This window comes from Ornithinimicrobium panacihumi (genome assembly GCF_052073805.1).
Classification (GTDB): Bacteria; Actinomycetota; Actinomycetes; order Actinomycetales; family Dermatophilaceae; genus Ornithinicoccus; species Ornithinicoccus panacihumi.
This window is the reverse complement of sequence record NZ_JBQGWG010000008.1, coordinates 80,395-96,032: the sequence shown is the minus strand read 5'-3', so window position 1 is coordinate 96,032 and position 15,638 is coordinate 80,395. Positions and strand designations below refer to the sequence as shown.

At 72.1% G+C, this 15,638-nt stretch carries 13 protein-coding genes, 1 tRNA gene and 1 pseudogene; 12 read left to right on the top strand and 3 right to left on the bottom strand.

The features are described 5' to 3' along the window. Nucleotides 1-42 precede the first annotated feature (42 nt). The 4 genes from nudC to ACTMMA_RS09575 all read left to right on the top strand — a co-directional run bounded on the left by nudC (nt 43) and on the right by ACTMMA_RS09575 (nt 3,954). The gene (nudC, locus tag ACTMMA_RS09590) at nt 43-990 is read left to right on the top strand and encodes an NAD(+) diphosphatase (protein ID WP_441189899.1); all 948 of its coding nucleotides are present in this window, start codon (nt 43-45) and stop codon (nt 988-990) included. Between the two features lie 2 nt (nt 991-992). Continuing rightward, entirely contained in the window at nt 993-3,161 is a 2,169-nt protein-coding gene (locus tag ACTMMA_RS09585; RefSeq protein ID WP_441189898.1) for an ATP-dependent DNA helicase UvrD2, read from the top strand. Nucleotides 3,162-3,259: 98 nt separating this feature from the next. Beyond that, entirely contained in the window at nt 3,260-3,436 is a 177-nt protein-coding gene (locus ACTMMA_RS09580; protein WP_441189897.1) for a hypothetical protein, read from the top strand. A 281-nt stretch (nt 3,437-3,717) separates the two neighbouring features. Further along, entirely contained in the window at nt 3,718-3,954 is a 237-nt protein-coding gene (locus tag ACTMMA_RS09575) for a WhiB family transcriptional regulator (RefSeq protein WP_441189950.1), read from the top strand. A gap of 29 nt (nt 3,955-3,983) precedes the next feature. On the opposite strand, the gene ACTMMA_RS09570 is transcribed toward ACTMMA_RS09575, so the two are convergent. Next, complete coding sequence (locus tag ACTMMA_RS09570) at nt 3,984-4,634, bottom strand: hypothetical protein (protein WP_441189896.1); 651 nt, start codon at nt 4,632-4,634, stop codon at nt 3,984-3,986. Between the two features lie 112 nt (nt 4,635-4,746). Further along, a complete protein-coding gene (locus ACTMMA_RS09565; RefSeq protein ID WP_441189895.1) occupies nt 4,747-6,141 on the bottom strand; it encodes a zinc-dependent metalloprotease in 1,395 nt (464 codons plus the stop codon). 110 nt (nt 6,142-6,251) lie between these two features. Here ACTMMA_RS09565 and ACTMMA_RS09560 point away from each other — a divergent pair. The 4 genes and pseudogenes from ACTMMA_RS09560 to ACTMMA_RS09545 form a co-directional block, all read left to right on the top strand. Then, nucleotides 6,252-6,674, top strand: a pseudogene (locus ACTMMA_RS09560) (NAD-dependent epimerase/dehydratase family protein); the annotation flags it as partial. Between the two features lie 46 nt (nt 6,675-6,720). Then, nucleotides 6,721-7,350: a Rossmann-fold NAD(P)-binding domain-containing protein gene (locus ACTMMA_RS09555; protein WP_441189952.1), complete on the top strand. Its 630-nt coding sequence runs from the start codon at nt 6,721-6,723 to the stop codon at nt 7,348-7,350. Nucleotides 7,351-7,391: 41 nt separating this feature from the next. Next, nucleotides 7,392-7,823, top strand: coding sequence for a molybdenum cofactor biosynthesis protein MoaE (locus tag ACTMMA_RS09550; RefSeq protein ID WP_441189894.1), 432 nt, complete (start codon nt 7,392-7,394; stop codon nt 7,821-7,823). Next, nucleotides 7,820-9,013, top strand: a complete 1,194-nt coding sequence (locus ACTMMA_RS09545) for a YlbL family protein (protein ID WP_441189893.1) — start codon at nt 7,820-7,822, stop codon at nt 9,011-9,013. Before ACTMMA_RS09550 ends, ACTMMA_RS09545 begins: the two co-directional genes overlap by 4 nt. Before the next feature lie 11 nt (nt 9,014-9,024). Here ACTMMA_RS09545 and ACTMMA_RS09540 read toward each other — a convergent pair whose 3' ends face one another. After that, entirely contained in the window at nt 9,025-9,567 is a 543-nt protein-coding gene (locus ACTMMA_RS09540) for a PPA1309 family protein (RefSeq protein ID WP_441189892.1), read from the bottom strand. 67 nt (nt 9,568-9,634) lie between these two features. Between ACTMMA_RS09540 and ACTMMA_RS09535 the strand changes: the two genes are divergently transcribed. The 4 genes from ACTMMA_RS09535 (at nt 9,635) to ACTMMA_RS09520 (ending at nt 15,635) form a co-directional block, all read left to right on the top strand. Next, entirely contained in the window at nt 9,635-12,766 is a 3,132-nt protein-coding gene (locus tag ACTMMA_RS09535) for a UPF0182 family membrane protein (RefSeq protein WP_441189891.1), read from the top strand. A gap of 85 nt (nt 12,767-12,851) precedes the next feature. Continuing rightward, a tRNA-Met gene (locus ACTMMA_RS09530) sits at nt 12,852-12,925 on the top strand. An 86-nt stretch (nt 12,926-13,011) separates the two neighbouring features. Continuing rightward, nucleotides 13,012-14,286 (top strand): M16 family metallopeptidase, encoded by a 1,275-nt coding sequence (locus ACTMMA_RS09525; RefSeq protein ID WP_441189890.1) that lies wholly within the window; start codon nt 13,012-13,014, stop codon nt 14,284-14,286. After that, a complete protein-coding gene (locus tag ACTMMA_RS09520; RefSeq protein ID WP_441189889.1) occupies nt 14,283-15,635 on the top strand; it encodes a M16 family metallopeptidase in 1,353 nt (450 codons plus the stop codon). Before ACTMMA_RS09525 ends, ACTMMA_RS09520 begins: the two co-directional genes overlap by 4 nt. Nucleotides 15,636-15,638: the final 3 nt, after the last annotated feature.

Below are 15,638 nucleotides of genomic sequence, written 5' to 3'. Positions count from 1 at the left end.
GCAGGTCCTGGGCTGTCACCGCAGCCACCTACAGTTGCTCGTGTGAGCCGCCGCGACGAGACCCTGCTCGACCTGTCGCTCTCCCGTGCCTCCGTCGACCGCTCCGCCCACGTGCGAGGTGACGAGGAGTTCCTGAGCACGGCGCTGGCCGACCCCGGGACCAGGATCCTCACCCTGCACGAGGGGCGGACGCCGTGGGTGCCCCGTGCAGATACGGCGACGGCAGGGCCGTCCTCCGCGCTCTGCCTGCGGCCGCCCGACCCGTCCGACGTGCAGCGAGATCCGTGGTTCCTGGGGAGGCTGGGCGGCACCGCATACTTCGCCGTGACGGTGGCAGACGCACAGGGTGAGGGGCGGCAGGGGGCCCGGTGGGGGAGCCTCCGGGAGATCGGTGCCAATCTTGACGATGACGAGGCCGGCCTGCTCACCACGGCCACGGCGCTCGCCGGCTGGCACCGCACCGCCGACCACTGCCCGCGGTGCGGATCGGCCACCCGGGTCGTCCACGGCGGGTGGGCGCGAAGGTGCCCCGAGGACGGCTCGGAGCACTACCCCCGCACCGACCCGGCAGTGATCATGGCGGTGACCGATCCGTCGGACCGTCTGCTCCTCGGGACCGGCCTGCCTTGGCCGGACGGGCGGGTCTCCGTCCTGGCCGGATTCGTCGAGGCGGGAGAGACCTTGGAGGCTGCGGTGGCCCGCGAGGTCATGGAGGAGGTGGGGATCGCGGTGGACGCCATCGTCTACCGGGGGAACCAGCCCTGGCCCTTCCCCGCCTCCCTCATGCTCGGATTCCGCGCGTCAGCCCGGCAGACCGAGTTGATCGTCGACCCGACGGAGCTGCGTTTCGCCGCCTGGTTCAGCCGGCCCGAGCTCGCCCGAGGCGTCGAGGCGGGCACCTTGACCCTGCCCGCCCGGCTGTCCATCGCTCGCGCCCTCATCGAAGAGTGGTTCGGGGAGCCCATCCACGTGCCGGGGGAGGACGAGTGAGCGTGCCACCCCCGGGAGGCGACCCGGACCAGATCCTCGCCGGGCTCGACCCGGAGCAGCGGGAGGTCGCCGCCCACCCGTCCGGGCCGATGGTCGTGCTTGCCGGGGCCGGCACCGGCAAGACCAGGGCGATCACGCATCGCATCGCCTACGGCGTCGCCAGCGGCGCGTACCACCCCTCACGAGTCCTGGCCGTCACCTTCACCGCGCGGGCGGCCGGGGAGATGCGGACACGGTTGCGGGGGCTGGGCGTCCCCGCGGTCCAGGCCAGGACGTTCCACGCCGCCGCGCTGCGCCAGCTCCAGTTCTTCTGGCCGCAGGCCGTGGGCGGCGCGCCGCCGGAGGTGCTGTCGCACAAGGCCCCTGCAGTCGGAGAGGCAGCGGGCCGACTGCGTCTGCGCCTGGACCGGGCGGGGATCCGGGACGTCGCTGCCGAGATCGAATGGTCGAAGGTGAGTCTGCTCACCTCCCAGACCTACGCCGCCGTCGCCGCACGACAGGGCCGGGTCACCGCGGATCTCGACCCGACCGCGATGGCCAGGCTCATCGAGGTCTACGGCGAGGTGTGCACCGAGCGCCACGTGGTCGACTTCGAGGACGTGCTGCTCCTCACCGCAGGAATGCTGGACGAACATCCGCGCATCGCGGCGCAGATCCATGAGCAGTACCGCCACTTCGTGGTGGACGAGTACCAAGACGTCAACCCGCTCCAGCAGCTGCTGCTCGAGCAGTGGCTGGGGGAGCGGCAGGATGTCTGTGTCGTAGGGGACCCCGCCCAGTCCATCTACTCGTTCACCGGTGCCTCGGCGGACCATCTGCTGGACTTCTCCCGGCGCCACCCCGGGGCGCGGACCGTGCGTCTGGTCCGCAACTACCGCAGCACGCCGCAGGTCATCCACCTGGCGAATCTCATTCTCGGGGGCGGGGCCCGGCCGGCGGGCGCCGGGCGGGGCGGTGCTCGGCCCGCCCCGTTGGAGCTGGTGGCGCAGAGCGGAGACGGGCCCCGTCCGTCCCTGGTCGCCCATGCCGACGACGAGGCGGAGGCCGACGGCGTCGCCAGCACCGTGCAGGGCTTCCTCGACGAGGGCGTCCCGGCCAGCGAGATCGCGGTGCTCTACCGCACCAACACCCAGTCCGAGCCGATCGAAGGAGCGTTGGCCCGGGCAGGGATCCCCTACCTGGTCCGCGGAGGTGAGCGGTTCTTCTCCAGGGCGGAGGTCCGGCAGGCCATCCTGCTCCTGCGGGGGGCGGTCCGCGCGGACGACGGATCCACGTCCTTGGGCGAGACGGTGCGCGCGGTCCTGTCGGAGGCCGGTTGGGCCGCCGAGCCGCCCCGGTCGGGCGGGGCGACACGGGAGCGGTGGGAGAGTCTCCAGGCCCTCGTGGTCCTGGCCGACGAGACCGAACGCACCGCGCCCGACAGTCGGGTGCGTGATCTGGTCGCCGAGCTGGACCGCAGGGCTGCCGAGCAGCATGCGCCGACCGTCCAGGGGATCACGCTGGCGTCGTTGCACGCGGCCAAGGGGCTGGAGTGGGACGCGGTGACCATCATCGGGTGCAGCGAGGGGCTCCTCCCGATCACCCTCGCGGACACCCAGGAGCGGGTGGAGGAGGAGCGGCGCCTCCTCTACGTCGGGGTCACCAGGGCCCGGCAACGGCTCGTCCTCAGCTGGGCCGCGGCGCGGACGCCGGGCCGCCGGGGGAGCCGTTCGGTCTCCCGCTTCCTCGCACCGGCAAGCTCCGTCCTGGGGGAGGCGGCCGCCGCCGGACGGCCACGGCGCGGCAAGAAGGTGGCCCGACCGGCTCGCCCCCGTGTCTGCCGCACCTGCGGGGGCATGCTCGAGTCCGCTGCCGAACGGAAGGTCGGGCGGTGCGACGCCTGCCCTCCGACCTACCAGCAGGCCGTGTGGGACGCACTGCGGGCCTGGCGCAAGCAGACCGCCCAGGACGCCAAGGTTCCGGCCTACGTGGTCTTCACCGATGCCACGCTCACGGCCATCGCCGAGACGGTGCCGGCGGACCCGGAGGCACTGGCACAGATCTCAGGGGTCGGCGAACGCAAGCTCGGGCTCTACGGAGATCAGGTCCTGGCGGTGCTCCGCCGGTCGGCGACCCCAGAGGCGCCCGACGGGACCGCGATGACGGGAAAGATGACGACCCGCGATAAATAGGTTGCTCCCCGTTCGGAGCAGCGCCTAGAGTGTCCAACGTCCAGCCTGAGGCCACCGGCCTGCAGGGTCGCGCATCGCACGAGAGGAGGGTGAACAGCATGGAGAACACCATGATCGTCACCGGCTTCGGCGCCTACGCCGGCAGCCAGGTCGCGCCTGTCACCTTCGGTGTGGCTGCGCGCCTGCGCGAGTCCCGCTCCGCGACCGCGACCAACCCTGCGTTCGCGCCGAAGCCCGCCCCCGCCCTGGACACGACTCCACCCCGAGCCAGCTAGCACCCACCTGCTGCTGCGACTGCCGGCCGCGAGTCCTCGTCCGAGGATCCGCGGCCGTCGTGCTGTTGCACCGTCTCAGCCCTCGCCTTCGGATCCTGCTCGACCCCGCACCGGAAGCGACACCCATGACGACCGCGACCCGACCACCGCACGACCGACGGCACCACCAGCAGAGAGGAACCGACGTGCAGACACTGACGCGCCGGCACGCGATGCAGCACAGCTCGCAGGACGGGCATGCCCACGGACTCGGGCTGGTGGCCTGGACCCCGGCTCCCGAGATGTACCCGTGCCAGGACCACCCGGCCGACCTGTGGTTCGCCGAGCTGCCCGACGAGGTGGAGGCGGCCAAGGCGCTGTGCATCGAGTGCCCCATCCGCGAGGCCTGCCTCGCCGGGGCGCTGGAGCGCCGCGAGCCCTGGGGTGTCTGGGGAGGTCAGCTCGTCCTCGCGGGCGTCGTCGTGCCGCGGAAGCGCCCACGTGGGCGTCCGCGCAAGGACGCCGGCCAGGCGGCGTGACCCAACCCCCTCCGGGTGAGCACCATCGCTCACCCGGAGGGGTGCCACCGGCAGGCAGGGTGCCTGGACCACCGCCGGGCCACCACGTGCGGTGGCTCAGGGCCGATCTCGTGGGCCATGCCACGCTGCGGGCACCGGCCGGCGAGCACCGACGTCGCCAGGATCAGTGTCAGTCCGGTGGCGGCCTCCTCCACGGCGGGTGGCAGCTGCACCGGGTCGGCCTGGACTGCCGGGTGGCCCCACACCTCCAGGAGCTGTGGCCAATGGGGGTCGAGGTCGCGTCGTTGCAGGTCCAGGCAGTGCAGGCAGGGGCCGTCCAGGCCGGAGACCGGCCCGACGATCACCCGGCGCGCCTGCACCACCACCGGCAGGGTCGGACCTGACCTGCGCACCGCGAGCAGCGACGCCTCGGGTGCCACCACGTGCTGCTGGACGAGAACGAGGAGCCCGGTCCCGTCGTCCCGGGCCGGGTCGATCTCGCCGAGCGCCGCCCGGAGCCGCCCCGCGATCCTGCCGTGCCCGAGCACCGGGCAGTGGGAACCGGGCCGGGAGCAATCCGTCGTCCCGGCAAGGCGCTCGGCGAAGCCGTCTGCGACGCCGCCCGGCGGCAGCCCGGACAGGAGGACCGCGCCAGGACCGACACCAATCTGCCACCCCTCGGGCCGCGGCGCCCCGGCCACGGGCCCCGGCGACCTGGGGCTGGGAGACGAGGCGTGGTGGGACACCCGTTCACCCTGACATCTCGGGCGTCCGGGCGGTGCCGGTTGTCCACAGGCACCGCCCCGTCTCAGCTCACGCCTGTGACGGTCCTTCGCCGCCGAGGAGCCGCTCGATGTCCTCGTCGGTGATCGTGAGCTCTCCCTCCTCGGGGGACCGTCGCTCGACGTAGCCCAGGGGATCATCCAGGTCTGCCGCGGTCGGAGCCACGTCGGGATGGCCCCAGGCCTCGTCCCGACCGCTCGCCCCGCGAGCGTCCTCGAGCGCAGCCCAGAGGTTGGCCGCGTCCCGGAGCCTGCGAGGACGAAGCTCGAGGCCCACGAGAGAGGCGAAGGTCTTCTCCGCCGGCCCACCGGTGGCACGGCGGCGGCGGACGGCTTCGGCCAGGGCATCGCCGTGCGGGAGGTGGGGGCCGGTCGCACGGGCCGAGACCACGTCCACCCAGCCCTCGACGAGTGCCAGCAGCGTCTCGAGGCGGGTCAACGCGGCCTGCTGGGCCGGGCTGGGCTCGGGCGAGAACAGGCTGCCGCCCAATGCCTCCTGCATCGCCTCGGCGTCCTGGGGGTCGACCTGACGGATCGCCTCCTCGATCCCCTCGGTGTTGATCGTGATGTCCCGGGCGTAGTCCTCCACGGCGGTGAGGAGCTGGGGGCCCAGCCAGGGCACCCCGGCGAAGAGCCGGACGCGGGCGGCCTCCCGCACGGCCAGGTAGAGGTGGACCTCACCCCCGTCGATCTCGAGACCGTCCGCGAACTCCGCGACGTTGGCCGGGACCATCGCGACCGCCTCGTCGCCCAGGAGCGGGATACCGACCTCGGTCCCCGAGAGGGTCTCCGCAGCCAAGGTCCCCACCGCCTGGCCGACCTGGCCGCCGAACATGCTCGCGCTCATCCGGCGGACCATCGGCTCCATCTGACCCATCAGCGCGGCGGGGTTCATGCCCGGGGGCAGGCCCGGGATGGGCGGTGCCCCGTCCTGTCCGAGGTCGGAGAGCTGGGACTGCATGGCAGCTGTCATCGCGGACTGCAGCCCTTCGGCCACGGGGGTGGTCAGACGCTCCCACACCGGCAGCGTCAGCTCGACCCACTCGGCGCGGCTCAAGGCCCTCGCCGGTCCGTCGGGGCGCGGCAGGTCCGTGACCTCGTCCAGCCAGAGGCTGGCGACCTGGACCACCTGCTCCACGTCCCGCCTGGTGCCTTCCCCGATCGAGGTGTCGCCGGCCTGGGCGACGACCTGCCGCGCCAGGTCGTGCGCCAGCTCGGAGTTGACGGGGCCGTCGTCAGCGGCACCACCACCCATGAGCATCTCGACCTGGCTGCGCATCGCGGCCACCTGGGCGGGGTCCAGGTCGCCAAGTCCCATGGACTCGAGCATCTCTCGCATCTGCGGGGGCACGGGTCCGCCGAAGAGCGCCTCGAAGGGGTCCTGCCCCGGGTCGTCGGGACGCTCGGACGGGGTGTTCTCTGGCACGGTGCGGGTCCTTCCTGCGGTTTGACTGTCACCAGCCTGCCATCCCTGAGAGGATGACGTCGCTCACGGGGCGCGGTCGGCGCCCAAGATGACAACACCAGGAGGCCTGGTTGAGTTCCAGCAATCCCGAGCCGGACCGCGCGCGGCTCCGGGTCGGGCTGACGGGGGCCACCTCGCAGTTCGGGTCCGAGATCGCGCGCCACCTGCTCTCCGGCGGCGCCGAGGTCGTCGGCCTCGACGACCGGGCGGGGACCATGGCCGGCGTCGACTGGCGTCCTGTCGACCTGGCCTCGCCCTCGGTCGTGCCCGCGCTCGAGGACGTGGACGTCCTCATCCACCTGGCAGGTGAGACCGACCTCGCCAGCGCGCTGGCCGAGCAGCCGGCCGCCCGCCGGGCCCGCCAGGTGGGGACGGCCCGGACCCTGACGACGGCTGCCGCCACGGTCGGCGTCCGGCACCTGCTGGTCGGCACCAGCGCGATGGTCTTCGGCGCGCGACCTGGCAACCCGTCGCCCATCCGCGAGGACAGCCCGCTGCGGGGCCGACGACCGCGAAGCGCTGGTCGCCGACCTCGTGGCGGTGGAGCACGAGCTGGGCCTCGTCTCTGCCGATCACCCCGAGCTGCAGGTGACGATCGTGCGTCTTGCCGCACTGGTCGGTCCCGGTGTCGACACGATGATCACCCGTCACTTCGAGGCCCCGAGACTCCTCACCATCCGGGGGACGTCGCCGGCGTGGGCCTTCTGCCACGTCGAGGACCTCGCGTCGGCCCTCCCCGTCGCCGCGAGAGCAGGCGCGGACCTGCCGCCGGTGATCTGTGCGGCCGCACCGGGGCATCTCACCCAGGCGGAGGTCGAGGAACGCTCCGGCATGAGGCACATCGACCTCTCGGAGCAGGCCGCCTTCTCGGCGGCTGACCGGCTCCACCGCCTCGGGGTGGTGCCGGTGCCGGCCAGCGACCTCGCCTATGTCGCCCACCCCTGGCTCTGCGAGCCCAAGGCCCTGACGGACCTCGGCTGGGTCCCGGTCCACGACAACGCCGAGTGCCTCGAGGTCCTGCTGGAGGGTGTCCACGGCCACCGCGCCGTGATGGCCCGCCGGCTGGGCTCCCGGGACGCGCTGGGCGCAGCCGCGGCCGGCGCCGCGAGCGCGGCCGTCGCCGCCGTCGCCACCGCAGCCCTGGTGCGCCGCCGCCGGGGCCGGGCCTGAGCATCCAGGGACTTCCCGGTTCGGTTTGGCATGATGACGCGGTGACCCAAGAACTGCCGCGCGTCGTCACCGAGCTGCGTGAGACCCCGTTGTCCGTCGACGAGGCGCTCGCGGCCGTCACCCACCCCCGCGCCGGAGCGGTCGCCATCTTCGTCGGGACCGTCCGTGAGCACGACGAGGGCCGCGAGGGAGTGACCGAGCTGGACTACAGCGCCCACCCCTCAGCACTGGACCACCTCACCAGGGTGGCCCGAGAGGTCGCGCTCGGCGACGAGGTCCACGGCGTGTATGCGGTGCACCGCACCGGCCCCCTGGCCGTCGGGGACATCGCGGTGGTCTGCGCGGTGTCCGCCGAGCACCGGCCCGAGGCCTTCGCCGGCGGTCGGGCCCTGATCGAGGAGCTCAAGGCACGGGTGCCGATCTGGAAGCGGCAGGAGTACACCGAGGGCGAGCACAGCTGGGTGGGGATGTGAGCAGCTACCACCAAGGCTTCGAGAGCGCGGGCGAGCGTCCGCCGCATACCGGGATCGGACGCCGTTCCGGCGGCCTGCTCGTGCTCGTGGCGCTCCTGGTGCTGGCGATGGGACTGGCCAACTGGATCAAGGTGGACGAGGTCGTCTACCGTCCCGGCCCCGTCTACGACACCCTCGGCGCGATCGACGACACCAACGTCGTCCAGATGGACGACGAGCTGGAGACCTATCCCACCGACGGCAAGCTCTACTTCACCACCATCCGGCTCCAGGGTGGCCCCGGGGACCCCCTGACGGCGTGGTCCTGGCTGATGGCCACGTTCGACGACTCCGCCACTCTCGTCCCCCGCGAAGAGGTCTTCCCCGAGGGTGTGACCGCCCAGGAGGTCCGGGAACAGAACACCTCGCTCATGCAGCACTCCCAGGAGGACGCGGCCGTCGTCGCCCTCCGGGCCGCCGGGGTGAAGGTGCCGGAGAAGGTCATGGTCGCCCAGGTGATCGCCGACGCCCCGGCGGACGGCGTCCTGCACGTGGACGACCAGATCCTCACGGTCGAGGGCGACGAGGTGACCGACACGGAGATGGTGCGTTCTCGTCTGCAGGACGTCGAGGCGGGCGAGTCCGCGTCCATGGAGATCTTGAGGGAGGGCACGAAGCAGACGCTGTCGGTCCCCACCAAGAAGGACGAGGAGACCGGCCGCACCATCGTCGGCGTCTATCTCGCGCCCCTCTACGACATGCCCTACGACGTCAAGGTGGAGGCGGGCAACGTCGGCGGTCCCAGCGCCGGCCTGATGTTCGCGCTGGCCATCTACGACACGATCACCCCGGGCACGATGACCGGCGGCAAGTCGTTCGCGGGCACCGGCACCATCTCGGGCAACGGGAGCGTGGGGCCCATCGGTGGCATCACCCAGAAGATGCACGCGGCCCAGGATGCAGGTGTCAACCTCTTCCTGGCGCCTGCGGGCAACTGTGCCGAGGTCGTCGACGGGAGGCCGGACGACCTGCTGGTCGTGCCGGTCTCGACCTTCGAGGAGGCCGAGCAGGTCGTGGAGCAGGTGGCGGGGGCGGACGCGGCCCAGATCAGCGCTGCTGATCTGCCCACCTGCGAGCAGGTGGTCGAGCAGACCACTGACGAGACCGAGGCCCCTGAGAGACCCAGGCCCCCTGAGACCCAGGCCCCCTGACGGCCGGCGTCTCAGTCCTTGAGCGTCATGGCCAGAGCGGCGGTCAGACCGGGGGCGATGTCCTTGCCGATCGCGACCGCGTCGTCGCTGTCGTGGTCGCGCTGCCGCAGCAGGCAGATCTGCTCGCCGTCGCGCAGGCAGGCAGCCAGGAGCCGGACGTCCTTGCGGTCGGGGTGGGCCGCGAGCCGGTCCGTGGCGGCGGCCGGGTCCTGGGGCAGATCACGCTCCGCCTCGGGCGGCACGACGATCCGCTCGACGGCCAGCGCGACACCCTCGACGTCCTCGGGCCAGGAGACCCGACCTAGCAGCGACTCCAGGTCCGCGGTGCGGGGCAGACCCTCCTGCTCGACGGCGGTGAAGCCTTCGTCGTCGGCCTCGGCCAGCTGGTCGAGGAGGGCAGGCTCCCGCTCGCGCAGCAAGGCGGTACGCACCAGGGCGAAGAGCCTGGGCGGCTGGTCCCAGCCGAGCCGGGACACGTGCCGCTCGGTGTCGGCCGCGGCCGCCAGGAGCGCGGACGGGGCGGGGGGCTGAGGAGCGTCGGGGGAGTTCGGCACGGGTCCATCCTCGCACCTCGCACGGCCGTGGTCGGGTGCCCACCGCAGCGCCGGTTAGGCTGAAGGGGTGAGCCTGCCTGACGACCGACCCGATCCCGACGAGCAGTCCGGGCCGCCCCAGGGCGGCCCCTCGCAGCCTTTCGGGGCGGGGTCAGGTCCGCGGCCGGGCCACCCCGCCGGCGGTGGATCCGGTGGTGGTGCACGGGGTCCACGCAGGCCCTCGGCCCAGGGTGGCGGTCGCAGCCGACTGATCCCCACGCTGCTCATCCTGGTGGGTCTGCTCCTCGCCGTCGGCTATGGCGCCACCCTCTGGACCGAGTTCCTCTGGTACGACTCGGTGGGCTACCGCTCGGTGCTGACCACCCGCCTGCTCACCCAGGTCGGGCTGTTCCTCATCGCCGGCGCGCTCACCGCGATCATCGTCTGGTCCGGGCTGTGGCTGGCCTGGCGGCACCGTCCGATCTACGCGCCCAGCACCCCCGAGCAGGCCGCGCTCGACCGCTACCGGGCGGCGCTGGACCCGATGCGGCGCGTGGTCTTCGCTGCCGGTCCGCTGCTGCTGGGCGCCTTCGCGGGGACGGCCGCCGCGGCGCAGTGGCAGACCGTCCTGCTCTTCCTCAACCGGCAGCCCTTCGGGGAGGTCGACCCCCACTTCGGGCACGACATCGGGCTCTTCGTCTTCGGCCTGCCGTTCTGGCAGATGCTCGTCTCCTTCGCCACCCTGGTGCTCGGCCTGGCGATCATCGGTGCGCTGCTGACGCACTACATCTACGGGGGCCTGCAGCTGCAGGGCACGGCGCGCGGTTCGCGCACCACCACGGCGGCCCGGATCCACCTTGCCATCCTTCTCGGGCTCCTCCTCGTGGTGCGTGCCGCAGGCTACTGGATCGAGCGCTACTCGCTCTCCATGACGCAGCACGCCCGGATCACGGGTATGCAGTACACAGACGTCCACGCGCTCCTGCCGACCCGCGGCATCCTTGCCGCCGCCGCGCTCCTGTGCGCCCTGTTCTTCATCGCCACCATCTGGACCAAGGCCTGGCGCCTGCCCCTCATCGGGCTCGCGGGCCTGCTCGTCGTGGCCCTGCTCCTCGGCGGGGCCTATCCCTCGCTGGTGCAGTCCTTGCGGGTGCGGCCGTCGGAGGCCCAGCTGGAAGCCCCATACATCCAGAAGGCCATCGACAGCACCCTGGCCGCCTACGGCCTGGACGAGCTGGAGAAGATCGACTACAAGGCCGAGACCCGTGCCGAGTCCGGGCAGCTGCGCAGCGACGCGGCGACCGTGCCGGGCATCCGGATCGTCGACCCGAGCCTGGTCTCGCCGACCTTCCGCCAGCTCCAGGGTGTCCGCAACTACTACCAGTTCTCCGACGCCCTCGACGTCGACCGCTACGAGATCGACGGTGAGCGGGTCGACACCGTCATCGCGGTCCGTGAGCTGAACCTCGCGGGCCTGCCCGAGGGGCAGCGCAACTGGGTCAACGACCACACCGTCTACACGCACGGTTTCGGTGTGGTCGCGGCCTACGGCAACCGGCGCACGCCCGAGGGTGAGCCGCAGTTCTACGAGCGCAACATCCCGCCGGTCGGCGGGCTGGGCGAGTACGAACCGCGGATCTATTTCGGCGAGGCCTCACCCGTCTACTCGATCGTGGGAGGACCGGACGACGGACCCGACCGCGAGCTCGACTACCCCGCCAGCGGCACCGAGACCGCCGGCGAGGTCCGCAACACCTATCAGGGCGACGGAGGCGTCGAGATCGGCGACTTTGCCCGCAAGGCCGCCTACGCGATCAAGTACCGCCAGCTGGAGATCCTGCTCTCCGACTCGCTCAACAGCGAGTCCCGCATCCTGGACCACCGCAACCCCCGCGAGCGGGTCGAGCGCGTGGCTCCCTGGCTGCGCCTCGACGGCAATCCCTATCCCGCCGTCGTCGGTGGCCGGGTGCAGTGGATCATCGACGGCTACACGGTGAGCAACCGCTATCCCTACAGCCAGATGGAGGACCTGGGGGAGGCCACGGCCGACTCGCTGCAGGCCGCGGCCAACGTCCGGTCCATCGGTCAGGGCCAGGTCAACTACATCCGCAACTCGGTCAAGGCGACCGTCGACGCGTTCGACGGCAGCGTCAAGCTCTACACCTGGGACGAGGAGGACCCGCTGCTGAAGGCCTGGAGCCAGGCCTTCGACAACACGGTCCTGCCGATGTCGGAGATCGACGGCGACCTGATGAGCCATCTGCGCTATCCCGAGGACCTCTTCAAGATCCAGCGCGAGGTGCTGTCCCGCTACCACGTCAACGAGGCGGGTTCCTTCTTCGGCGGTCAGGACTTCTGGGCGGTCTCGGAGGACCCGAGCGAGTCGGGCGAGAACAAGCCGGCGATCCCGCCCTACTACCTCTCGATCGCGATGCCTGGCCAGGACGAGCCGACCTTCAGCCTGACCACCCCCTACATCCCCACCGGTTCCCGGCAGAACCTGACCGGCTATCTGGCCGTCGACGCCGATGCCGGGGCCACCCAGGGTGAGCGGCGTGAGGGCTACGGCAAGCTGCGGATGCTCGTCCTGCCCAGGGACAGCACGGTGCGCGGCCCGGGGCAGTTCCAGAACGACATCAACTCCTCCAACGCCCCGTCCAAGGCCTTCTCGCAGACGCTGTCGCAGTTCCTCAACCTGAACAGGCAGCCGCCCTCCCAGGTGAAGATCGGCAACCTGCTGACGCTGCCCGTCGGCGACGGTCTGCTCTACGTCGAGCCCATCTACGTCCAGGGCGAGGCAGGGTCCTCCTACCCGCTCCAGCGCCTCGTGGTCGTGGCCTTCGGCAACGACCTCGCGTGGTCCGACACCCTGGACGGCGCCCTCGACGAGCTCTTCGGTGGTGATTCCGGCGCCACAGCCGGCGACGCCGGTGACGACGGCACCCCGCCCGCGGACGACCCCGGGGGAGAGGGGAGCGGTGCGGAGGAGCCCGAGGCTGCGCTCGCCCGTGCCATCGCCGACATCGAGAAGGCTTTCGCCGACGGCGAGGCTGCGCTGGCGGCCGGTGACTGGGAGGCCTACGGGGCGGCCCAGGAGCGGCTGCAGGCCGCGATCAACCGCGCGGTGGAGGCCAGCCCCGAGGGCGGCTCCATCTCCCTCCCCGGTGATGCTCAGGGTGAGGCCCCGGGAGATGAGGCGGAGCAGACCCAGCAGCCCTGACCTGCCCGCGTGGGTCCCTCCGCCAGGATCGCGACCGCGATTTGGACCCACGCGGCAGGTGTCGTAGACTGAGGTTTCGCAACGACGCGGGGTGGAGCAGCTCGGTAGCTCGCCGGGCTCATAACCCGGAGGTCGCAGGTTCAAATCCTGCCCCCGCTACAAACCGCTCAGTGCGAGCGAAGGCCCGGACCAACTGGTCCGGGCCTTCGTGATTTCCGCCGCCCGGCACGTAAGGTGTGGCCACCATGCCCCTGGACTTCCCCCTCTCCACCACCACGTTGGACAACGGCCTGCGCGTCGTGGTCAGCAGCGACCATTCCGTCCCGAGCGTCTCGATCAACCTGTGGGTCGAGGTCGGCTCCGGGCACGAGCGGCCCGGCAGCACCGGGCTGGCGCACCTGTTCGAGCACCTGATGTTCCAGGGCTCCGAGCTGGTCGGCGAGGGAGAGCACATGTCCCTGCTCATGGCCCAGGGCGGACGGGCCAACGCGACCACCTCCTTCGACCGGACCGCCTACGTGGAGTCGGTCCCCACGGGCGCGCTGGAGCTCGCCCTGTGGCTCGAGGCCGACCGGCACGGTCACCTGCTCCCGGCCCTGACCCAGGCCAACCTGGACAACCAGCGCGACGTCGTCGTCGAGGAGAAGCGGCAGCGCTACGACACGGTCCCCTACGGCGAGGCCCTGGCCCACGCCTGCCGCCTCGTCTTCCCCGAGGGTCACCCTTACCGGCACACCCCCATCGGCTCGATGGAGGACCTGCTCGCGGCGACCCTCGAGCACACTCATGACTTCTTCACCGCCCACTACGGCCCGGCCACGAGCATCCTGACCCTGGTGGGCGACGTCGAGCCCGCGGACGCCTTCGCGATGGCGCAGACCTATTTCGGCCACCTCCCCACGGGCCTGACCGCGAAGCGTCCGGAGCCGGCCGCGCCGCTGGGCCCGATGACCGAGCCCGCCGAGCTGGACCTGGTCGAAGACGTCCCGTCCGAACGCCTCTACCTCTGCTTCCGACTGCCGGCGGTCTCGGACCCCGACTTCCTGCCCTGCGCGATGGCGCTGGACTCCTTGGCCTCGCTCAGCGTCTCCCGCCTCCACCTGCGTCTCCTGCGCCGGGACGAGTCGGCCAGCGGGCTGTCAGCCTCCGCCCTGGGCTTGGCGCAGGGGTCGCTGGGTCTGCTCGTGGCGGACATCTCCGAGGGACGCACCCTCGCCGAGGTCGAGGCCACGATCCGGGAGGAGCTGATGGACTTCGCCCGCACCGGGCCCGAGGAGGCACAGCTGGAGGCGTCCCGTGCAGACACCGAACGCTCCTGGCTGGAAGCCCTGGCCGCCTTCGACGAGCGGGCCGAGCTGATCAGCCGCGCCACGGCGCTCTTCGGGGACCCGCAGCGGATCAACACCTACCTGGACCAGGTCGTGGCCGTGACCGCGGAGCAGGTCCGCCGCGCCGCCGAGGTCTGGCTGCAGCCCTCCGGCATGGCCCCGATCCGCTACCGGCAGGAGGCCAACCGATGAGCACCCGTGTCACGGTCCGACCCGACGTCGCGCCACCGGCCCCCTGGGTGTTCCCGGTGCCGCAGGAGCACCTTCTGACCAACGGTATGCGGCTCCTGCTGGTCGATCTTCCAGGGCAGCACGTGCTCTCCCTACGGGTCGCGCTCCGACTGCCCGTCTCGACCGAGCGCGCGGGCGCCGAGGGGGTGACCCTCATGATGGCGCGCGCGATGGACGAGGGGACGGCACGGCATACCAGCGAAGAGATGGCAGCCCTCGTCGAACGCCACGGCATCGCCTGGGGCGCGGGCGCGGGGGAGCGCGGGGTCCACCTCGGGTGCGAGGTCACCTCCGGGCACCTCGGGACCGCTCTTGAGCTCGTGCACGAGGTCCTCGCCGAGGCCACCTTCCCCGAGGCCGAGGTGGCCCGGATCGTCCGGCACCGGGTCGTCGACATCGCCCACGACCTGGCGGACCCGGGCGCCCGCGCCTCGCTTGAGTTCATCGACACCTACTTCGACGAGCGGGACCGCCCCCACCTCCCGCTCGGCGGGACCAGCCAGACCATCTCCTCACTCACGGCCGAGGACCTCCGGGCCCGGCACCGCGAGCTGGGGCCGGACGGGGGCACGGTCGTGCTGGCCGGGGACCTGTCCCGCGTGCCGGACGTGGTGGGAGCGCTGGAGGCGACACTGGGCACGTGGACAGGGTCCGGCCGATCGTCCGCGGCGCCGGGGCCGGCACGCCGGGCCGACGATGCCGCCCGGGCCGTCCTCGTCGCCCGGCCCGGGCTCGCCCAGACCGAGCTCTACCTGGGACGTCCCGGGCCGGACCGGCGCACCCCGCACGGCTGGGGGACCTACCAGGCGCTGGGGATGCTCCTCGGAGGCGCCCCGCACGCGAGGATCGATCGGGTCCTGCGCGAGGAGCGCGGCTACACCTACGGCATCCGGGCAGGTTTCCGACCCCGGTCGGTGGGCGGTCTGTGCGTCGTAGGTGGCTCGGTCCGCGCCGACGCCACCGCGCCTGCGCTGGAGGAGCTGGTGGGGATCCTGGCGGTCCCCGGTGCGGACTTCACGGTCGAGGAGGTGCGCTCGGCGGCCGACTTCGTGGCGATGACGGCACCGGGCCGCTACGCCACCGCGGACGCGATCGCCGACGAGCTCGTGTCCCTGGCCGATGACGGACTCGACCACGCGACGGTCACGCGGACCCTGGACCAGCTGCGCACGCTGGGGCCCGAGCAGGTGAGCAGGGCGTGGGACGAGGTGCGGCAGGGCCCGGGCTGGACGGTCGTGGTGGTCGGGGACCCGCAGCACGAGGCAGCCTTGGCGGGCCTTGGTCTGGGGCCGGTCAGCGTCGTGCACTAACCG